The following is a 22,136-nucleotide window of genomic DNA, read 5'->3' as shown; positions in this document are numbered from 1 at the left end:
TTAGAAAAAATGTTAGAATTATCGATTTTTTTTGTGCAAAACAACTAAAGGTAAAGGTATAATGAAAGATAATAATTTTACAATGTTATCTTTCTTAACATAAACGGAGGGGAATATGAAACTAATCGAAATCTTAAATAAACCTTTATTTCAACATATAAAAGTTGCCGCTGGTGATTCAGGGCTTCATAAAGAGATTAAAAACATCACCATGATGGACGCCCCTGATATCATGCATTATCTCAATCCAAATGACTTTCTTATTACAACTGCCTACCATTTAAAGGATGAACCATATAGTATTGTAAAACTTGTTAAACAAATGCATAAACAAAACTGTACTGCGTTAGGAATTAAAACAAAACGTTTTTTATCCGAAATTCCAGATGAAGCAATACAGTTCGCCAATGATCATGGATTTCCAATAGTGGAAATTCCATTGGAGATGTCACTTGGAGAAATTGTAAATGCAACATTAAATTATATTTTAGATCAACGGACAACAGAATTAACCACTGCCTTTGAAATACATCGGAGATTCACTCAACATATTTTAAAAGGAAAAGGCATACGAAAGCTTCTAGATGAATTGTCGAATATGATTGGTCAAAAAGTGATTCTATTTGATCAGCATTTTCAAATCCATTCATCTTCCCAATCTAAATATCCGGTTGAAAATCAAATCACCCAATTGTATGCGAGAGGTTATCAACTTTTATTGAAAAATACGCCAAATACTTGTTTTACCATACGGCATACAGAAGAAACCGTTAGTATTTTCCCTGTACTTACACATATAGGAAAACCAGCTTATTTAGTTGTTCTTGGCAATATTCCCATACATGAACAAAGCCTTCTTTTATTAATTGAACAAGCTACAAATGTATTATCCTTTGAATTGATGAGAGAAAATACGTTAAAACAGTATGCTAGACGTGCAAGAAATGAGTTTTTTCTTCATTTTGTCGAGGAGTCTTTTACTTCTAAAGAGGAAATTGAAAATAGAGCAAAAGAATTTCAATTAAAAAGAGATCAGCCTAATATAATAATTATTGGGAAAATAGATCAAGAAGAAAAACAAAAAAGTTTTACACAATACCATTTAGAGACGGATTATATTTATGAATTTTTAGAAACTGAAATGACTAAGGCGCCTTTCCCTGTTCACTTATTCTTAAAAGGGGATATGTGCATTCTTATCATGGAAGTGCCTGAGCAGCGATTAGATATTGACAACATGCTTATCCCTTATTTAAAAGAGCTGCAAGATTATATTGTAAATATCTTCAAAAAAACTATTTCCTTTGGGATAAGCAACGTTGGACATAATCTGTTTAATGTGCCAAATGCCTATAAAGAAGCAGTAAGTGCTTTTCATACCGGGCAACTTTCTGGAAATATGCAATTCATTCAAGCACATCGACCAAAAGATGTTTCTGAAATGCTTCGTATTATTCCAATGAAGGACTTACTGGAGTTTTATGATCATATCTTTCAAGGTTTTTCTGTTCAACAGCAGCAGGAAGAAGAACAAATTTTACTTAATACTTTATCTGTTTATTTAGAGACTCATTGTCAAATATCTGAAACTGCTAAAAGGTTGTTTGTGCATCGGAATACTGTTATTTATCGTCTTGAGAAATGTGAAGAGTTATTAGGGAGAAGCTTAAAAGATGCGGATTTAACTTTTCACTTGCGGTTAGCGTTTCGAATAAAATCTATTTTACAGACAAGATGATCATTGTTTTAAGGCTTCGCTGCACGCTCAATTAGTCCGCAGCCTGCATACACTTCGCTTTCCTGTGGGCGAGCGCCGAGCCTCCTCGCTTTGCTGCGGGGTCTCGTCTTTCTCGCATTCCCACGGGAGTCTTCGTGTATTCCGGCTGCTCCCTGCTTCAAAATACCAAAGAACTTAGAGAAACTGCTTCTTTTCACGGGCCGTGGTGCAAATTTGTTTGCATAGGTGTCTATCCTGAAAAATGGATTTGGCTCTCTCGAATAGTCCGCAGCCTGCATACACTTCGCTTTCCATGGGGCGGGCGCCGAGCCTCCTCGCTTCGCTGCGGGGTCTCGTCTGTCCCGCAATTCCCATAGGAGTCTTCGTGTATTCCGGCTGCTCCCTACTTCAAAATACCAAAGAACTTAGAGAAACTGCTTTTTTTCACGGGCCGTGGTGCAAATAAATAAAATGTTCTTTAGCAGGCTACTTTTTAATTGATTTGCTATTTGAAGGATCGTTCTTTAGAAAATATACTATATTTTCTAAATAGTTTGTTTAATTTAACCAATGACTTATCTTCTCCTTCCTTTTATGATGTTATTAAAGTTTACTTATTTTGTCAGATTTTTTAACACTATATACATAAAAGGGGAGATTGCATTGAGCAATACGAAAAACGGTAGTATGAAACTATTTTCTTTAGGTCTTCAACATGTTCTTGCTATGTATGCAGGCGCTATCTTGGTTCCATTATTAGTAGGAAGAGCATTAAACTTAACAGCTGAGCAGCTATCCTATTTAGTAGCGATCGATTTATTAACATGCGGAATTGCCACTTTGCTGCAAGCATGGAAAAATAAATATTTAGGCATTGGTCTTCCAGTAGTCCTCGGAAGCTCGTTTGTTGCTGTGACACCGATGATTTCGATTGGTACTACATACGGTGTTTCTGCCATATATGGCGCAATTATTTTCACTGGTCTCTTTATTGTTATTTTCGCACCATTTTTTAGTAAAATCACAAAACTTTTTCCACCTGTAGTTATTGGAACTGTCGTTACCATTATTGGGTTGTCACTGATTCCGACTGGTATTAAAAATATGGGTGGCGGCGCTACAAGCAAGGATTTTGGCTCCCTTGAAAACTTGAGTCTTTCCTTTGGTGTACTGCTATTTATCCTGCTTCTTAATCGTTTTGCAAAAGGTTATTTACAGTCATTATCCGTTCTAATTGGCATTATTTTTGGTACAGTTGTTGCCGCGATGCTTGGGAAGGTTAATTTTACTGCTGTAGCTGATGCTAGCTGGTTTCATCTTCCGAAAGTATTTTATTTTGGAACACCAACATTCGAAATTGGCCCTATTATTACGATGCTAATTGTCGGAATAGTAATTGTTATTGAATCAACGGGTGTATTCTTTGCACTAAGTAAAATATGTAATATCCCTATTAATGAAAAGGATTTAACGAGAGGTTACCGTGCTGAAGGATTAGCTATTACGCTTGGAGGAATCTTTAATGCTTTTCCATATAATACTTTTGCACAAAATGTTGGACTCGTTCAGCTGTCTAAAGTAAAAACGCCAAATGTTGTCGTTGCAGCTGGTGGTATTTTAGTATTTTTAGGTCTTATTCCAAAGATTGCTGCTTTTGCAACCGTTATTCCTACTGCCATTTTAGGAGGAGCAACAGTTGTTATGTTCGGAATGGTCGTATCTTCAGGAATTAAGATGCTAAGTACCGTTGACTTTAATAATCATGCTAATTTATTGGTAATGGCTTGTTCCATTTCAATTGGTTTAGGAGCCACTGCTGTTCCAGATTTATTTGCACAACTCCCATCAAGCATTCGCATTATTGTAAGTGATGGAATTATTACTGGAAGTTTAGCAGCTATCCTCCTAAATCTATTATTTAATGTTAAAACGAAAAAGAAAAGCACTTCCCTTTCAAACGCAGAAACATTCGGAAAAGCAAATTAATTAAGCTTTAAGATAGAATATAATAGAACCGCAATCACATAAAAAGGTGCATCCAATAGCCGATTAATTGGCTTATTGGATGCACCTTTTTCAAGCATAAACAAAATTATATCTTTCCTTAAAACAAGCGCTCATAAATAGTCTACGGACGGAATACACTGCGCTTTCCGTGGACGCGCAGCTGGTCGAAGGATAAGACTCCTGCTATTTTTTGCTAATCCTGTAGGAGTTTGCTATAAAACTAGTGTTATTTACTTTGATCTACTTTCACTCTTGCCACATTAGAAGCTAAAGCTGCTGCTGCGACTGCTTTTGATACGGCTGGAGCTACACGTGGATCAAATGGACTTGGGATAACATAATCTTCAGTTAATTCAGTATCTGTTATTAAACTTGCAATAGCTTCAACTGCTGCTTTTTTCATTTCTTCATTAATATCCGTTGCACGAACATCCAATGCTCCTCGGAAAATTCCTGGGAAAGCTAACACATTATTTACTTGGTTAGGAAAATCAGAGCGTCCTGTTCCAACTACTTTTGCACCAGCTGATTTTGCATCCTCTGGATTAATTTCAGGTACCGGATTTGCCATCGCAAATATAATAGCGTCCTTATTCATTGATTGGACCATAGCTTGTGTTAATGCACCAGCTACAGAAACACCAATAAATACATCCGCGTTTTTAATAACGTCCTCTAATGAACCGGATTCTTTTTTTACATTTGTATAGGCAGCTACAGCAGATTTTACTTTATTCATGCCTTCAGGTCTGCCATCATAAATAGCTCCCTTTGTGTCACACATTATCATATTGGTAACACCGTATGAATATAAAAGCTTTGTAATGGCAATCCCAGCTGCTCCAGCGCCATTTAATACTATTTTTAAGTCTTTCATCTCTTTTTTTACTATTTTCAATGCATTTACTAGACCTGCCAGCGTTACAATCGCTGTTCCATGCTGGTCATCATGAAATACTGGAATATCCAACGCTGCTTTTAATCTTTCTTCAATTTCAAAACATTGCGGTGCTGCAATATCCTCTAAGTTAATTCCCCCAAATGTCGGAGCTAATAACGTAACGGTTTCCACTACTTTATCTACATCCGTTGTATCCAAAGCAATTGGAAATGCATCCACGCCTGCAAAACTTTTAAAAAGAATTGCTTTCCCTTCCATTACTGGCAAGGATGCGGCGGCACCAATATTACCCAATCCAAGAACTGCCGTACCATTCGTAACAACACCAACCATATTCCCCTTCATCGTATAATCATATACGGATTCAGGATTTTCATAAATAGCTTTACACGGCTCTGCCACTCCTGGAGAATATGCTAAGCTTAGATCATGAGCATTTTTCACTTCCACTTTTGCATTCACTTCTAACTTCCCTTGTTTTTCTTGGTGCATTCGCAATGCTTCATCTTTTAACGTCATTCGTATTCTCCTTTATCATCAAACAGAGAATGCCTTCACATCTCCGTATATTTTAAGAAAAGCTCGGGGCGCCTTGTTTAGCTCCGAAGAAAAATGTTCTCCTGACTCAAAAAGTGTTTTTTACTTTTAGAGGCTGGAGGCAATATTCACAGGAGCTAGGCGCTGGAGTTAGTCAATAGAAAAATTCATCCTTATTATGTTTAAACGATTATTCGCATTTTGGACTATTCCCCTTATGATGATATAACTAAATTCTAAATAAAGAAATGTATACAAAGAAAAAGACACAAAAATATTGTAAATACAGAAAAAAGAATACATTAGGAAGAAAATTCCTAACTTAAAATTTCACTTTATCCACTATTATATGCTTGCATAAAGACATAATCTTTTCTTATAAAATAATAATTTTCTTATTAGTATCTAATGTAATGATATGATCTGCTGTTTGAACAAATAATCCGTTTTCCACTACACCAGGAATTTTATTTAAGGCTATTTCCAATTCCATTGGGTTTTGAATGCTTGGAAAGCTGCAATCAATAATATAATTTCCATTATCCGTTACAAATTTAGTATCCTTTTGATGTCGGAATGCCGTTGTACATCCCAATCTCCGAATATGCTTCTCCGTTAATCCAGCACCAAATGGAATAACCTCTACAGGTAAAGGAAATTTCCCAAGAAAGGGTACAACCTTAGTTGAATCTGCTACAACGATAAATTTTTCAGCTGCAGCTGCTATGATCTTTTCTCTTAATAATGCTCCGCCTCCCCCTTTAATAGCATTAAATTGAAGGTCTATTTCATCCGCCCCGTCAATTGCAAGATCAATTTTTTCTATCTCATCTATTTTCACTAAGGGTATGCCAAGATTTGTTGCTAAATTTTCCGTTTGCACGGATGTGGGAACACCTTTAATATGCATTCCATTTTTGATTTGCTCCGCTATTTTTACAATCGTATAATAAACAGTTGATCCAGTGCCTAATCCTACCGTCATGCCATCTTTAATAAACTCTGTTGCTGCTTTTTCTCCTACTACTGCTTTTTCATTCAAGTTACTACCTCCACTTGCCATTATCTGTCCAACTCTTGTGTTTCTACATACGACTAATGTTAATATAGACCTTCCTACAAATCCATTTTCACTACTTTTTGTTAGCACATAACGGAAAGGAAATAAATCTTCTTTATCATATTGTATACGATACAAGAATACAGAGGGTAGCTAAGTCTTTAAGAGGTTGTTAAAAAGTCGTATGATTACCATACGTTCTGATGCTCAAAAATTAAGCCGTAGCACACGCGCACTTTAATTGAAAATGATGAAGGGAGAATAAAACAAGGGGGAGAGTGTTAATAAAAAACATATACCTGCAGTATTATCGCTATTATCAATAGAATATAGCTGAAATTTATTTATTTAAAAACGGAGTAGGGAAGAATTTGAAAACACGCATCCTGTTGCTTTGGAATGGCGGGGACACGAGACTCCTGCGAGTTACAAGAAAATAAGCAGGAGTGTACCAACCAAGCAGTTCGGTGCTTGCCCCGCGAAACCGAACAAGCAAGGGCATCTGCGCTTTCTTTATCCCCTAATTTTCTAAATATACTTTAACAGATCTTTCTACTTCCACCATTTTCTCCGCGTTTTTTGCATACATTTCCTTTGCCTTTATATTTTCCGTTTGCAAAGCGTAAGTTTCTAAATCAGCCTGTATTTTTTTTATCGTTGCGAGTAGCAGTGGACGTTCTTGTGGTGTTGCCAATTTTATTTGATCATCAAAAATATCAACGGATAATTCACCATATGAATTCACTTGTCCTAAAAAAACATTTTCAAGTGTGATGTTTAGTTTGTTTAACTCTATTTCTAACCAATCCATTGTTTTCCCCGCCTTACTCAACGGTTCAAACAAAATTTTTCCATCCATGATAATCGTTTGTGGCACCTTTTCATTGGGCATTTGCATTTTTACGTCTTTAGGTGTCAGCGGACGATTTTCTTTCTTCAACATGACGCTTAACATACCTTTTGGTTCAAGCACAGCATATTCCACTTCTGACAAACTAAATACATTTTTTTGTCTCAAAAGGGTAAAGAAATCATCAATTGTATATTTTTCTTTTTTCAAATTTTCTTCTAATAGTTTTCCATTTTCCACCAAAACCGTTCCAGTACCCTCAATAACATTTCTCAACGTTTTACTTTTTAATGAAATTACATCTGCTAAATAAGAAACAATACCAAATACAAATATCCCTAATAGACCATGGACAATTTTAGTTTCTTTACTTAAAATAACTTCCCCAGCAATATCACCAAGTGTGATTCCTGCTATGTACTCAAACAATGATAGCTGTGATATATGCTTTTTCCCTAATAGTTTCGCTGTTATAAAAAGAATGATGACAAATAAAAATGCGCGGAATACTACTTCTAAACCTGTTATCATCTTCTCAACTCCCTTTTATTAAGATGAACTATATTCGTTTTCTTCTCTTTCCAATGCATATACTCTTAATTGAATATCATTTTTTATTTCACCAACTAATACCATTGCTTCATGAAAGTTTTTTTGTGCTTCTTCCTCCATAGAATGAATAGCAAAGGTGGATAGCTGTGATTCAATGCCTTTTAAGCTTGCTAATGTTTGTTTAACATTTGATGCTACAGTCATAAGCAATCTCCTTTTCGTTAGGTATGATTGGCAATGAAACCAATCATACCTAGATAACTGTTATTGTTGTGAATATTGTGGTTCTTCTTGTTCAATTTCTTGTACTCGTGGATTTAAAGTATCGATAACTTGCTGTGTTTGTTGTGCTGCATTTTGATAAAGCTGCTTTGCAGTTTGATTATCTGTAGCTAAGGCAAAGGTTTCTAAACTTGCCTGTGCACTTTTCAACCCAGCAACAGTTTGTTTGACATTATTAATTACAGTCATTATTTTCTCCTCCTGTTAGTTGTATTTTCGCTACTCCTTTATCTTTTCTTTTCATGCTTTACTTATTCAAAAAAATTTTTAGGAACTTTTTCTAATTCACCAAATATAAACCATATATAAAAAATTACAGCTATTGTTACCGCTTACAAAAAAATGTGTTTCTTTACAGTTCCGCATATGTTTATAAAAACAATTGAAACTATTACTACCTATTTTACGTATTAATAATCAGAATCGTACGGAGCCAAACATCTACCACTATCCAATCCATCGTAAAGATATAGGAGGAATTGACATGATAACAGTTACTGCTCTGGTAATGGTGCCTATTGTTATTAGCATTTTAACAGACCATTTACATAAACAAACTAAGTTAAAACAAACGATGTTGAAGGATCAAATAGAACTGGAAAAAAGGAAGCATGAGAACTTCTTATTGGAAACAGAAAAAATGAAACTAGAATTAGAGATATTAAATCAAGAATGTTCGAATGACCAAAAACACCTTCTGTAAAAAATCCCTTATATTACTTATTTTCAGGCTGGACAAGCTCAGAATGCATACAATTTCGACAATAGCGTATTTTTCTGATCATTATGGTTACAGATAACTCTCCTTTTTATGGAGAATATTTTATTTTACATATATTTTCTGCAGCAAATGAATTAACTGTTCTTCTTCTTCGGCTGATAAGTTTTTGGTCACTTCTTCATTTAATTTTTGCAAAATGGCTTGTATCGCTGGATAAACTTCAATCGCCTTTTCTGTAGGAAAAAGATTATTGGAACGTCTGTCTTTTTGGTCAATTGTCTTCTTTATATATCCAGCCTCCACCAATTGCTTTACTGCTCTAGCAGTCGTTCCTTTATCAAATTTTAAGAAGGAACTTAACTCATCTTGATTTATTCCTGGCTGTAAAATAATTGTTTTTAGAAATGCGTATTGTCCTCCATTTCCAATTCGATATGTTTTAAACTCTTTGGAAAGGAATTTCTGATTTTGTCGATGAATCAATGATACTAATCTCCCTAATGGCATGTCCTTCAATTTCATCACCTCATTGCTGTAAGTATATTTCTACCTTATGTAGAATAAAATAAATTGGTTGCATACGCAACTATTTTATTTTACAATGAATACGAATAGTTGCATATGCAACGATCTTCTAATAAAAAAATACTATCCGAATATTCTCAGGATGACATAATTGCCGGTATAGTGAACATTATGATAAGGAGGTGAACCATTTGCGTACGAAATACAAAGCTCCATTAAATGAGCAATCTGTGCATAATAAACGCTGGATTATTTTAATAATTCTCAACTTATTTACCTTTATGGCGACATTAGATGCAAGCATCGTCAATATTGCATTGCCTACCATGTCACATGAATTGCATCTTCCTTTTGCAAAGGCAGAATGGATTGTCAGCAGTTATTTAATGACGATTTGTGCCGCTATTCTTTTCTTCGGAAAGCTAGGAGATACAGTAGGAAAGATAAAAATCTTTAAATATGGTTCGATTATTTTTATTATTGGTTCCTTCCTTTGTGGGTTTAGCACCTCTTTATCTTTTTTAATTATTTCCCGTGTTATTCAAGCAGTTGGTGCATCCATGACGATGGCAAATAGCCAAGGCATTGTCACTGAAATCTTTCCTCCAAAAGAACGTGGAAAAGCATTAGGGCTCATCGGCACATTTGTATCATTAGGCAGTATTGCTGGCCCGAGTCTCGGTGGCGTGATTCTTTCTAGTCTTGGCTGGGAATATATTTTTTGGATAAACATTCCTATCGGCATTTTGGCGATTACTCTTGCTTGGAATTTATTGCCGAAAGATACAACAAAAACAAATGCAGCCATCGATATTCCAGGCAGCCTTTTATTTGCTTTATCGATTCTATTCCTTTTCACAGGCCTATTATTAGGGCAGCAAAAGGGGTATAGCAATATATTCATCCTTGTTTCATTTGGTTTGGGAGCACTTACCTTGATTCTTTTCTTCCTTATTGAATCAAAGTCGAAAAGTCCAATGCTTCATTTATCTATCTTTAAAAACTCCTTGTTTTCCATTAGTATTGTTTGTGGATTTTTAGTATTTGTTGCTAATTTCTGTTTTAATATTTTAGCACCGTTTTATACACAAAGTATTTTGGGGCTATCTCCATTACATGCTGGGTATCTTCTTATGCTTTTCCCGATTACCATGGCAGTTGTTGCGCCCTTAAGCGGAAGTCTTTCCGATAAAATCGGCGGACAAATCATTACATTTGCCGGTCTATTATTAATGGTTGCAGCGCAAATTGGCTTAACGTATCTACATGAAGAAAGTTCTCTTACAACCGTAGCTTTATGGATTATCCTGCTTGGAGCGAGCTCCGGTTTATTTCAATCGCCAAACAATTCATTAGTAATGTCTACCGTTTCTAAAAAGCAATTAGGCATTGCAGGCAGTATTAATTCCCTTGTCAGAAATTTAGGTATGATCGTCGGAATTTCTTTAGCGACAAGTATTTTGTTTTCTGTTATGAGCATGCAGGCTGGCTACAGGGTAACGGCACTCATACCAAACAGACCTGATATCTTTTTAAAAGGGATGCATGTTGTTTTTATTGGCTCGACTATGCTTTGTTTAGTAGGTGCCTTTATGACAGGCTGGAGGTTATTTGCTTCCAAAAAAACAGCAAGGAAACAGGAGTCAAGAGCGTCTTAAGGCATAAAAAAAGATGAACGAAAAAGAGACTATTTTCTTTTTTCATTCATCTTTTTTCTATTTTATATAAACAATAATAAGCTTACTGCCATAACAGCCATGCCAGCAATCAATCCATAAATAGATAAATGGCCTTCATCATATTTTTTTGCTGCAGGCAATAATTCATCCAATGATATAAACACCATGATTCCTGCAACTGCTGCAAAAATCAAGCCAAACATCACATCATTCAAAAATGGCATTAAAATCAGAAAAGCAATTATTGCTCCAACCGGTTCTGCCAGTCCTGATAAAAAGGATAACTTGAACGCTTTTTTCCGATCCCCCGTTGCAAAATAAATTGGCACGGCAACGGCAATTCCCTCTGGAATATTGTGAATAGCAATGGCTACTGCTATCGCTATCCCAAGCCCTGGATCTTCCAATGCTGCTGTAAATGTGGCAATTCCTTCTGGAAAATTATGAATCGCTATCGCTAATGCTGTAAACGTCCCCATTTTCAGGAGCGATTGATCTTTTTTTTCCACAACATTTAATGAATTAATATCCTCCACTTTTTTTGGTTCATGGGGATTCCCTTGTTCTGGAACAAACCGATCAATAAGTGCAATAATTAAAATTCCAGCGAAAAAACCTCCTACTGTTAACCAATTTCCTAATTGATTACCTAAAGCATCTACAAGCGCGACTTTTGCTTTGAAAAATATTTCAATCATGGATACATAAATCATCACCCCAGCAGAAAATCCAAGCATCCATGATAAAAATTTCGTATTGGTTGTAGAGGTAAAAAAGGACAACATGCTGCCAATTCCTGTAGCAAGACCAGCAAATAAGGTTAATCCAAAAGCTAATATTAAATTTTCATGCATCTTTATCCCCCTTACTGTATTTTTCTATGTGTGACATGAATATTCGATAAGTAAATAGCTACTAGTCCGTGTTCTAAAATAGGATAAAAAGGATGTGAGCGTTTTTAGTTGAAGATCCTGTAAGCAACGTGTGAAACGAAAACGAAGTCAACGAAGAAATTCGATGTGCCTTTTTTATCGGACTTTTTGAACAACCACTACTAGTATACATTATTTAAAGAGGTGTTTCTGAATTCTTTTCATTGTCTCGGTAACAGCCATTGATGCAATGCTGTCCAAAAGAATATGATTACACATTATTTTAAAAAAATAAAATGCGACAGTTCCGATTACCATATCCATGATAAAAAATCGTTTGATTGTGGCAAATGGTATGAAAACGACAAAACAAGCTTGGTTATTTTCATATATCGTCATTTACTCCCACCTTAATTATTTTTTCTTTACTATATGACTGTTAAAGATTGTCTCATGTTACTTTTCATCTTTTCTTAACCTACTAATCAATTGTATTGCTCTACCCTGAAAATAGGGTTTAGCTCTCTCAAATAGTCCGCAGTCTGAATACACGTCACTTTCCGTGGGGCTACGCTTGAGCCTCCTCGGCGCATGCTCCTTCAAGGTCTCGCCTATCTCGCAATTCCCACAGAAGTCGACTGCTCCCTGCTTATAAACTTAAGAAACCTGCTTCTTTTCATCCGCGTTTTGTTGAATATGTCTACGCATTGATACCATCCGTATCTTTGGTATAATCCAAATTTCAGGCTTTTTTCTATAATAAAAGCCTTGCTATCCATCTCATCATCGAGTAGATAGCAAGGCTTTTCATTCAACTAAAGCGCGAGTAAGTTTGGTAGCATTTATTCCATCACACTGCTGCATTTCCTTTAAATTGCTTCTCTTGAATTAACAGCAACCCGAGTTCATGATGATCGCCTTCATATAATGCCCGCTGTACGAAACGGACTTCTCCGTGTATATCAAGCACTTCCAGCTTGCAGTGTGCAGAGTTCCGCTGCAATGCTTTATATAGCTCCCATTTGTCATGAACCAAAATATTATTTACTTTTGTTATTAATTCGCCCACCTTTAGCTCCATTTTATCTGCAGGCGAATCTGGAACAATTCCTAAAATCATTACCCCATTATTTTTTCGTGAAAAATAAATGGTTTCATTTTTTTCTTTCGTTTTTTGTCTTTTAGAAATCCATTCACGACCTATCATAGCTACCAAAACACTGGCAATAGCTGCAACTGGCAAGAAATATGCTGCAACAGCGCTTAAAGTAATAATAATTCCTAATCCTACAATATGCTTGCCAACCGCTTTTACCGCAAAAGCTGGATGCATGCCAACTATTTCCTGTTTAAATCCTATTAAAAACGGTACTAAAATAAGGGAATACGTTTGGTTTCCTACTGTAAATGCCGGCCATCCTTCAATTGGAATAGAGAGAACTCCGTGTGGAATAAAAAGGAATAGTGGCACTAGCCAAACTCGTTCTGAAATATGTACACCAATAGACTGACCCCTTTTGCTTTTTTTCAAGCGGGGAGAAGTTCCTTTTACACCGTTCTTTTGAATTAAGATTCCTTCCGCAACGAGTAAAAAACCTAAAAGAATAATAGCTGTTGGAAAAATATACGTTTCTCTGTCTATATTACTTTGCGAAAATAAGAAGAAATCCCATTTTTGATATAAAGAAATGATACTTAATAGTATTCCAAAGCCAACTGTATATACAGGTGAAAGCAATCTTGTTTTAAAAAGTAAACTGCCCAAAATAGCTATGAAGCTTACATAAATAACTAACTCCATTGGAACAACAAGTACAACTAAAACAGATAAAACGGATAAACATAATCCTATTATCAGCCCTATTGGCAATAATTGCTTCAGTTCAAAATAAGCATTTTGAGCACGAACGGAAAAATACTTTCGTTCTTTTTTCACTCTCGTAACCCCTATATATGCAGCCAATAAAAGCGAAAAATATAAAATTGGATTTAGAAAAAACTTACTGGTTCCTTTTAAAAATTCAAACAGCCACTCTTGCCCCATTTAGGACACCTACCTTTTACGAAGACTTTAAATAAAAAAACTTTTTATGTTTATTCTTTTAAAAAGAGGTATAATATTGCAAATAAAAAACACCTTCAATAAACAACCATTTCATGAATAAACGTTTCTATGCATTGTTTATTCTAAATGAAATGCACCGATCAATTTAAGATACAGATGGAAGGATGTTCATTCTATTATTCTATTATATTCTACAAAGTCTTTAATAGAAAGTCTGTGTCTTACTTTTTCTGCAAAGATATAAAAGATATAGTAAAAATAGTTAAATTTATCTTCCCTGTTCACACCTACTTTAAATTAGATGTTAAGTACTTTATCTTTTATTCAGAAGCAAGCAATAGGGCGGTATATAAAATACATCCTATAGTAAAGGTTACAAAACTACTTTGGTTTTCTTTTGGCAATTCTTCCTTCATTGCATTAATAATCATTCCCCCTGAAAGAAAGGCAAAAACAGTAGATAATGCAGGTTGAGATATTTCTATTATTCCTCCTGCAAACCAGCCAATCATAACCGCACTGGAAAGCAGCTTTCTTCCAATTTTATCGTATGTATGTTTATGAGTATCCCGAAGGCCACGATCATTGGAAATAATATGCACCAATACAGCAAAAAAATAAAATAACATTCCTTTTACCGTACCAAAGTCTTCATCATGCAATATATAGCCAATCAATCCATTATATATAAAGTAGGAAGCAATGTGGATCCAAAAAACCCTTACTGTTACATATTCACTATTTCTCCCTTTTTTATAAAAAATCAATAGTCTCTGCAATCCGTAAAATACGGAAAAACCAATCATTGCAACTAGGTACGCATGGTTTTGAAATAAAGAAATCCATTTAAACTGGCTAGCCATTTCTATATTTTGTTGATGTTTATTTAAATTTGGAAGCACTTCAACAAAAACAAAAGCAACAGAAATCCCTGCAAAAAAGGATAGATATTTACTTCTCGGAACATGGGACAAAAAACGAAAATTAGTGGACAATAAGTGGACAATAACAATTGTTAATGCAAGGAAAAAACTAAGGACTAACATCGAGACCACCTCTTATTTATGGAAATTAATTTTTTATAACAAGAGAAAGGAGACATTTGCAATCATCTCGATGCCTTTAGCACATCTGGATGTTTACCGAAAATAGGTGTTCTCAAACCATTCACAGCCTGCATAAGACTTTGCGGGCGAGCGTCGATTTTTCTCGTCGCATGCACTATGGTTGGAGTCTCGTCTTTCGTGCATTCACGGGGGAATCTTCGTATATTCAGGCTGCTAGAGATAATAAAACAACATAGAAATCTGCTTCTTTTCACGGGTGTCGCCCCTCCAAATAGTAAGCCCATGTTTTCTGTATTTTATCACTTGCTTCTTACATACGAACTGACAAGGTTCCTCGTTGTAGAGAATCTTGTCAGTTCATTTTTTAATCAGGAGTCTCATGAACATTCATTTAATATTCATGGATAACAAGCCCTCGATTTATCCATTAATAATCATTCCGCCATTAATATGGAAAACTTGTCCCGTTACATAAGATGCATCATCAGAAGCTAAAAATACATAACTTGGTGCAAGCTCTTCTGGTTGACCTGCTCGTTTCATTGGCACTGTTTGACCAAAATTTTCTACCATTTCTTCCGTAAAGGTTGCTGGAATAAGTGGTGTCCAGATTTCACCTGGGGCAACTCCATTTACTCTAATTCCTTGATCTGCTAATGACCCTGATAAAGCACGGGTAAATGTCGTAATCGCACCTTTTGTAGAAGAATAATCAATAATCTGTGGATTTCCTTTATAAGCTGCAACCGATGTTGTATTAATAATGGAGCTTCCTGGCTTCATATGATCTAATGCTGCTTGTGTCATAAAGAACATAGAAAAAATATTCGTACGATATGTACGTTCCAATTGCTCTTCACTAATTTCTTTTATACTATTCTTTGGATGCTGTTCTGCTGCATTATTAACAAGAATATCCAATGCTCCTAATTCTTGAACAGTTTGATCGACAAGCTCCTGACAAAACGCTTTATTTCCAACATCTCCTGGAATTAGAACGCACTTTCCTCCTGCTTCTTCTACAAACTTCTTCGTTTTTTCCGCGTCATCATGCTCATTTAAATAGTTAATCGCTACATCTGCTCCTTCTTTGGCAAATGCAATAGATACAGCTCTTCCGATTCCGCTGTCTCCTCCTGTTACGAGTGCTACTTTTCCTTTCAGTTTATGTGAAACACCTGCTAGATTATTAGCAAAATGAGGATTTGGCATCATTTCCGATTCAATGCCTGGTTGTTGGTTTTGTGTTTGTGGTGGTTGTGACGTTGGTCTTTTTTCTGTCATAAGTAAAACTCCCTTCCATTTTAATTATATGGAACCTGTTCCCGGATAAGCATTTGTTAAACATACTTCTTTCAGGGAAAAACAATAGGGAAAGATACTTTTTACGATGACAACAACAATGAAAACCTTTGCCTAAATTCTTATATTTTTATAAAACACGAAGAATCTTTACAGTAGAAATACATACTGGTGGTGATAATTAATTTATTTTTTGTTGGTTTTTGATTCATATTGAGATGATGGACAGCATTCATCCAAAAGCAACGTATCTCTTATCAATAGTAAAAAAACCAGACCTCCTCAAAAATTAGGGATGGTCTGGCAGTTTTAGGTTATATTTTGTTTTTCACTCTGTGCATTTGTTCAAGCTTTCGTACTTTTAAAGATAACGCCATCTTTTTGCACAGTCAATTCGCCTGTTTGTTGGTCATTGGCAGTCCACTGCAAAATGCCTTCCGCTAATTGATTTGCTATTATCCGGTCAATGGCAGTTGGATTTGTCCCCATGCATAATGCTTCATCAATTTCTGCATATTTCCAATCAGCATCTACTTTGCTAACCACTTCATTTTCCACGACATTTGCTAATGACACATTATAAATCAAAACATTGGAAGTATTCGAACTATTAAAGGATTTAGAGATAGCATCATTCAACTGCATGATTTCATCTGCTTTATATTCATTTGCTACATAATATCCATCAACCGCTATCGAAATATCTTTCAGCATATGAGTTGGAGGCTGTCCTTCTATCGAAAAACCAAACAATCTTGGTTTGTCATATTTTAAAGAATGAATCGTATCTTGTACCTTTAATATATTTTGAGTAATACTGTTAAGTGCTGTATCGTAGCCTAATGACCATTCGGAATCTTCTATATTATTATGTATAGAAACTGGTACAAATAAAGATCGGACTTTTTTGCTAGCTGCCAATTCTTTTTCCCATTCTGCTTTTGCTTGTTGATTTCCAACAATAATTGCAACATCCATTCCTGCAAAAATTTCTTCCCAATTAGCTATATGGTTCGTTACAGATAATTTCAACATCGAGTTACCTAGATAAGGAGAATCACTGGTTGGTTTTAATTCCTGATAAAGAACCTTTTCATCTTTCCCTATCTCCAGCCCAATCAATTGATGCTTCGGTGATAATTCATTATAAAGCTTATAAATAATTTGTTTTACTCCTGCTGGAAAAATCCCTAATACGATAACGCCAACTTTCAAATTAGCTACCTCCTATTTATTATCTCATGTTTATTCTAAAAATATTATATAGTAAAGTTCTCAAAATAGGTATTATCTTGAGTTACTTTCTCCCTAACAAACTTTCCCCTTCCCAGTAACATTCTTAGTAAACATCAACTCTTTATAAAATAGCTTAAAAAAAGACCGTAATAAAATAAACCTTATTCACAGATCAAAACAAGGGAAAAACACATAAACTCCAACTGAAATATGATTCATAGAGACCAGTCCTACTAACCAGATCAACGCTTTACAGTGGAAACAATTCAACTGCGAATCTCACATTAACACTCTATACAAAAACAAAAAAAATAACCCAAGAAGAAATATTTTTCTCCTTGGGTCGACACCTACACTAATAAAATTCGTACCATGGTACATGAAAAGAAGCAGATACCCGCTTTATTTTATAGTCTAATATAACTAGCATAGAGCAGTCAGAACACACGAAGACTCCCGTGGGAATGTGAGAAAGACGAGACCCCACAGCACAGCGAGGAGGCTCGGCACTCACCCACAGGAAAGCGAAGTGTATTCTGACTGCGGACTCATCGAGAGAACTTCTTTTCAGCATCATTAAATCTATTTATCCTATTAAAAATCGAAGTTATCTGGATCTGGCCCTACTCTTGTATCTTGATTCAGTGAATCAATCAATTCTATTTCTTCCTTTGTTAACACAAAATCAAAGACATTGCCATTTTCAATAATTCTGTGCAGCTCCGAGGAGTAAACTTTGATAAAAAAATGTGAAAGATGTTAAAGTAACTTATTCACATGTAAAAATTTACCATTGTCATTTTCGTCCTTTTTACCAAAAAAGACAAGCCAATTTCGTCATTTCCATTGTGAAATTGTGGATAACTACTTTTCTCTTTCCCAACACCACATCCTTTTGTTATAATTATGGCACTAGGTAAATCTAATTTGCATTGGTTTTCCCAGTTGTACTATATCCTCGTTTGTTAGTGTTTGCCCGCGCAAGGCTTCTAACAGTCGCGAGGATATTTCTTTTACCGTTTTTTTGACGCGCTTCAATGCTTTCGACCCTTGCTCATGAAGCACCATTATGATTTCTGTAATCTGGGCCAATAAATAATGATTTTTCATGGCATTGTAATTTTTACTGCTTGCGTGTTGAATGTGATAGCGTAGGTTTTTTTGTCTGTTAAATCCCTCGTTTTCTATTTTCCAACGGCTTCGTCCAGTGTTAACGAGCCTTTTGGCATTCTTTTTTGTGATTTTTATGTTGGTAAGGAAAAGAAACTTTTGTTTTCCCTTTTTCGTCTCCATTTCGTATTCCAGCACACTTTGTTGATGTTCCCTATAAACAATTCCGTTCACCCAAGTAATTCTTCCTTGTTGGCTATCTTCATTTATATTCAAGACATTGTCTTCCATATTTTTTAATACCTGAAACTCACTGGCAATACTTTTGATGCGATCTTCCTTGAATCGAAATAAATAGTTCCACTTATATTTCTTGCATTGGTTAAAGACCTTTTCACACGCATAAAGACTATCGGCAATGATACAGATGGGCAGCCGTTTGAATGTGTCTTTAAGTCTTGTAGCCAATCGATAAAAAGCATTTAGTTCACAATCTTGTTTCTCCACGTCTTCCGATTCATTTTCAATAAATTCTGAGTCAACACTCAGCACCATATCTCCAACAACCAATTTAGCTTCTAGGACGTGATGCATATAGATGGTCTTTGTTTTTTCTTCACCCGTTTCCTTATCCTTTTCCTTGTAATTTCGTCTCAAGCAGTGGTCACAATGCTTTTCATTAAACGTGAAAATGCCTGTACCATCAATGATAACGCCCCAATATTTCCCCTCAATCCGATAAGAATCAAAGCACCTCTTTTTCAATAATTCTTTGATCATGTACGTTCGGATATGTTCAAGTTCTGCTGGTTTCAACCGAGAAAGAAAATTATTGATTGTGTCATAGTGGGGTAATTCTTCCAAATGTTCAATCCCTAAAATTTTTCCTATATTTTCAATGCACTCGTCCTTGTTGAATTCATTCGTCATTTCACGCATGCTTTTTAGATTACAGGTGTTTTTTAAAATAACCATCATCAAAAGGACTTCTGGGTCATAAATGGTATAGCCCTGGTGTCTTGGATCCTTTACTTTTTTAAGCAACTTATTAAAATCTTTAAAAAAGTGTTTCTGCGTTTTCAGAAACTCGAATAAAAAGTTTATCCCTTTTTCTTTATCACGTTTGTCTTTTCTAGTTATCATAAAAAAAATCCTCCCAAATATCAATATAATAGGGTTTTGTATATCCTAATTATCCTATATTTGGCGAGTGTTAGGTGGAATTATCTCGAAAAACTTTTACTCTTCAGAGCTGAATTCTGTGTTCCTTAATTGATTTCGGAATTGTAATAATATTATTTTGCAGATCCCAGCGAATGATAACTTGTGCAACTGATTTATTATATTTCTCAGCAATTTTTTGTAAGTCTTCATTATCCAATAACTGACCTTGCATTAATGGAGACCATGCTTCTACTTGTATATCATGTTTTTGACAGAAGCTTATAAGTTCTTTTTGTGTTAATCGTGGATGTAACTCCACTTGATTAATCATCGGTTTAATTTCCGCGTCTTTTATCAAATCTTCTAAATGATGAATTTGAAAGTTACTTACACCAATTGCTTTTATTTTTCCCGCTTTATATAATGTTTCCATTGCTTTCCACGCATCTTTATATTTTCCTTCTTTTGGCCAATGAATCAGATATAGATCTAAATAATCTAATCCTAATTTTTCTAAGCTTACATCAAATGCTTTTAAAGTTTCTTCATATCCTAAATCATCATTCCAAACCTTTGATGTAATAAATAAATCTTCTCTTTTAATGCCAGCAGCTGCAATTCCTTCTGCAATCCCTTTACCAACACCAGTTTCATTATCATAAATAGCTGCAGTATCAATGCTTCTATAGCCATTTTTTATTGCAGTAGACACAGAATAAGTTGTTGTTTCCCCATCTTCTACTTTAAATACGCCTAAACCTAACCAAGGCATTTTTACTCCATTTGTTAATGCAACCGTTGATTGTAAGTTTGTCATCTCATTTTTCCTCTTTTCTATTCGTTTTGGATTAGTATTCTTCCTTTTGTGGAGTTCTTTTTTCTAGCATTAAACTATAACCTGTCAAAATAACGGCTAATACAACCATTATTCCGCCAACCCATGTAGTATGGATTATTCCAAGCTGATCTGTAACGATTCCTCCTAAATAAGCACCAATTGCGATGCCAGCATTAAATGCTGCAATATTAATTGCCGATGCCACATTTACTGCAGTTGGTACAAAACGTTCTGCAAGTATAACGACATACACCTGCAAGCCTGGAACATTCATAAAAGCTAATAATCCCATAAAGAATATTGTGATAAGCCCGGCTACTTTAAATGGAATGGTCGCCAATAAAATAAATAACACAATTGCTTGAATAAGGAACATATAGAACAATGCCAGCAATGGGTTTTTATTTGAAAGTTTTCCGCCAATCATATTGCCAATCGCAATCGCTATTCCATATACAAGCAATATGACTGCAACCGTTCCTTCTTTAAAGCCTGTTATCTCATGAAGTAGCGGTGATAAATACGTAAAGACAACAAATGTACCGCCATAACCTAACGCCGTGATGATAAACATTAGCAATAAACGGCCGTTTCGCACGAGTTTGATTTGATCGCTAAAAGTTACCTTGCTGCCCTTTTGCAAATTAGATGGAACTAGAATGCTATTGGCAATAAAGGCAATAATACCAATGATTACAATCGCAATAAAGGCAAGTCTCCAGCCATATTGCTGACCAAGAAATGTCCCTAAAGGAACTCCTGTTACCGTTGCAACCGTTAATCCAGTAAACATAATAGAAATAGCAGTTGCTCTTTTATCCTTTGGCACAACATCTGCCGCAATAGTAGAACCAATAGACATAAACACTCCATGAGCAAATGCCGAAATAATTCGTGCAATAAGCAAAACAGTTATATTTGTAGCCATTGCAGCAATACTATTACCAAGGATAAAAATAACCATAATCCAAAGCAGCAATGATTTCCTTTGCATATTAGATGTTAAAGAAGTGAGGACTGGTGCACCTACCGTAACGCCTAATGCATAGATAGATACAGTAAGACCAGCCGTTGTAATGGATATACCTAGATCATCTGAAATGAGCGGCAGCAATCCAACGCTGATAAATTCAGTTGTGCCTATTGCAAAAGCACTTATTGCTAAAGCCAATAATGCTAAGATGCTACTTTTATTTAAAGCCATAATATCCTCCTCTCTTTTATAAAAAAACTATATACATTCTCACAAGTGACCGAATGTTATCGAAAAATAAATTTAAATTGCAATTCTGCCGGCAAGTGTTATTATGAATCATATAGACAAATAAAAAAAGTACGCACTTTCAAGTAATGTAGGAACTAAAAAGGTATATAGGTACTTTTTAGTGCCTATACATTCGCAAACAAATCTCCTTTCCTATTTTGAAGGAAGTTCAATTTTTATTAGCTATTCTGAATAGAGTCCGCAAATTGAATACACTTCACTTTCCGCAGGAGTCTTCGTGTATTCAACCTGATCTGTGCATCAAACATAAGAAAAGCGCAAGCGCCCTTGCTCAGCCCCGAAGAAAAATGTTCTCCTGACTCAAAAAGTGTTCTTTACTTTTAGAGGCAGGAGGTTATCTTTCACAGGGGCTAGGCGCTGGAGCTA

General features: G+C 35.4%; 19 protein-coding genes and 1 pseudogene. 4 read left to right on the top strand and 16 right to left on the bottom strand.

Annotation, left to right across the window (positions count from 1 at the left end):
• Nucleotides 1-115 precede the first annotated feature (115 nt).
• Nucleotides 116-1,738, top strand: coding sequence for a PucR family transcriptional regulator (locus AC5LWL_RS05220; protein ID WP_493433335.1), 1,623 nt, complete (start codon nt 116-118; stop codon nt 1,736-1,738).
• Nucleotides 1,739-2,404: 666 nt separating this feature from the next.
• The gene (locus AC5LWL_RS05215; RefSeq protein WP_493436546.1) at nt 2,405-3,703 is read left to right on the top strand and encodes a nucleobase:cation symporter-2 family protein; all 1,299 of its coding nucleotides are present in this window, start codon (nt 2,405-2,407) and stop codon (nt 3,701-3,703) included.
• Nucleotides 3,704-3,950: 247 nt separating this feature from the next.
• On the opposite strand, the gene ystJ is transcribed toward AC5LWL_RS05215, so the two are convergent.
• The 5 genes from ystJ to AC5LWL_RS05190 all read right to left on the bottom strand — a co-directional run bounded on the left by ystJ (nt 3,951) and on the right by AC5LWL_RS05190 (nt 8,095).
• Entirely contained in the window at nt 3,951-5,144 is a 1,194-nt protein-coding gene (gene ystJ / locus AC5LWL_RS05210) for an NADP-dependent malic enzyme (RefSeq protein ID WP_493433334.1), read from the bottom strand.
• Between the two features lie 394 nt (nt 5,145-5,538).
• Complete coding sequence (rpiA, locus tag AC5LWL_RS05205; protein WP_493433333.1) at nt 5,539-6,204, bottom strand: ribose-5-phosphate isomerase RpiA; 666 nt, start codon at nt 6,202-6,204, stop codon at nt 5,539-5,541.
• Nucleotides 6,205-6,742: 538 nt separating this feature from the next.
• The gene (locus AC5LWL_RS05200) at nt 6,743-7,603 is read right to left on the bottom strand and encodes a DUF421 domain-containing protein (RefSeq protein ID WP_493433332.1); all 861 of its coding nucleotides are present in this window, start codon (nt 7,601-7,603) and stop codon (nt 6,743-6,745) included.
• A gap of 18 nt (nt 7,604-7,621) precedes the next feature.
• A complete protein-coding gene (locus tag AC5LWL_RS05195; protein ID WP_493433331.1) occupies nt 7,622-7,828 on the bottom strand; it encodes a DUF1657 domain-containing protein in 207 nt (68 codons plus the stop codon).
• 60 nt (nt 7,829-7,888) lie between these two features.
• Nucleotides 7,889-8,095 (bottom strand): DUF1657 domain-containing protein, encoded by a 207-nt coding sequence (locus AC5LWL_RS05190; RefSeq protein WP_493433330.1) that lies wholly within the window; start codon nt 8,093-8,095, stop codon nt 7,889-7,891.
• 295 nt (nt 8,096-8,390) lie between these two features.
• Here AC5LWL_RS05190 and AC5LWL_RS05185 point away from each other — a divergent pair, with 295 nt between their 5' ends.
• Complete coding sequence (locus AC5LWL_RS05185; protein WP_493433329.1) at nt 8,391-8,609, top strand: hypothetical protein; 219 nt, start codon at nt 8,391-8,393, stop codon at nt 8,607-8,609.
• Nucleotides 8,610-8,729: 120 nt separating this feature from the next.
• On the opposite strand, the gene AC5LWL_RS05180 is transcribed toward AC5LWL_RS05185, so the two are convergent.
• A complete protein-coding gene (locus tag AC5LWL_RS05180; protein ID WP_493433328.1) occupies nt 8,730-9,110 on the bottom strand; it encodes a MarR family winged helix-turn-helix transcriptional regulator in 381 nt (126 codons plus the stop codon).
• Between the two features lie 233 nt (nt 9,111-9,343).
• Between AC5LWL_RS05180 and AC5LWL_RS05175 the strand changes: the two genes are divergently transcribed.
• The gene (locus AC5LWL_RS05175; RefSeq protein ID WP_493433327.1) at nt 9,344-10,810 is read left to right on the top strand and encodes an MFS transporter; all 1,467 of its coding nucleotides are present in this window, start codon (nt 9,344-9,346) and stop codon (nt 10,808-10,810) included.
• A gap of 62 nt (nt 10,811-10,872) precedes the next feature.
• Here AC5LWL_RS05175 and zupT read toward each other — a convergent pair whose 3' ends face one another.
• The 10 genes and pseudogenes from zupT to AC5LWL_RS05125 form a co-directional block, all read right to left on the bottom strand.
• Nucleotides 10,873-11,685 carry a zinc transporter ZupT gene (gene zupT, locus AC5LWL_RS05170; RefSeq protein ID WP_493433326.1) on the bottom strand — a complete coding sequence of 271 codons (813 nt, stop codon included), beginning with the start codon at nt 11,683-11,685 and terminating at the stop codon, nt 10,873-10,875.
• A gap of 210 nt (nt 11,686-11,895) precedes the next feature.
• A complete protein-coding gene (locus tag AC5LWL_RS05165) occupies nt 11,896-12,102 on the bottom strand; it encodes a hypothetical protein (protein WP_493433325.1) in 207 nt (68 codons plus the stop codon).
• Nucleotides 12,103-12,553: 451 nt separating this feature from the next.
• Entirely contained in the window at nt 12,554-13,747 is a 1,194-nt protein-coding gene (locus tag AC5LWL_RS05160; protein ID WP_493433324.1) for a PDZ domain-containing protein, read from the bottom strand.
• 341 nt (nt 13,748-14,088) lie between these two features.
• Nucleotides 14,089-14,814 carry a hypothetical protein gene (locus AC5LWL_RS05155; protein ID WP_493433323.1) on the bottom strand — a complete coding sequence of 242 codons (726 nt, stop codon included), beginning with the start codon at nt 14,812-14,814 and terminating at the stop codon, nt 14,089-14,091.
• A 441-nt stretch (nt 14,815-15,255) separates the two neighbouring features.
• The gene (locus AC5LWL_RS05150; RefSeq protein WP_493433322.1) at nt 15,256-16,119 is read right to left on the bottom strand and encodes an SDR family oxidoreductase; all 864 of its coding nucleotides are present in this window, start codon (nt 16,117-16,119) and stop codon (nt 15,256-15,258) included.
• Nucleotides 16,120-16,482: 363 nt separating this feature from the next.
• Nucleotides 16,483-17,352: a 6-phosphofructokinase gene (locus tag AC5LWL_RS05145; protein ID WP_493433321.1), complete on the bottom strand. Its 870-nt coding sequence runs from the start codon at nt 17,350-17,352 to the stop codon at nt 16,483-16,485.
• Nucleotides 17,353-17,967: 615 nt separating this feature from the next.
• Nucleotides 17,968-18,102, bottom strand: a pseudogene (locus AC5LWL_RS05140) (aldo/keto reductase); the annotation flags it as partial.
• A 183-nt stretch (nt 18,103-18,285) separates the two neighbouring features.
• Entirely contained in the window at nt 18,286-19,626 is a 1,341-nt protein-coding gene (locus tag AC5LWL_RS05135) for a transposase family protein (RefSeq protein WP_493432582.1), read from the bottom strand.
• Between the two features lie 103 nt (nt 19,627-19,729).
• Entirely contained in the window at nt 19,730-20,464 is a 735-nt protein-coding gene (locus AC5LWL_RS05130; protein WP_493433320.1) for an aldo/keto reductase, read from the bottom strand.
• A 31-nt stretch (nt 20,465-20,495) separates the two neighbouring features.
• On the bottom strand, nt 20,496-21,692 hold the full coding sequence (locus tag AC5LWL_RS05125) for an MFS transporter (protein WP_493436545.1): 1,197 nt from the start codon (nt 21,690-21,692) through the stop codon (nt 20,496-20,498).
• Between the last annotated feature and the right edge of the window lie 444 nt (nt 21,693-22,136).

Source organism: Niallia sp. WK069_GA_01 (assembly GCF_983173855.1).
This window is presented reverse-complemented; position numbering and strand designations above follow the sequence as displayed.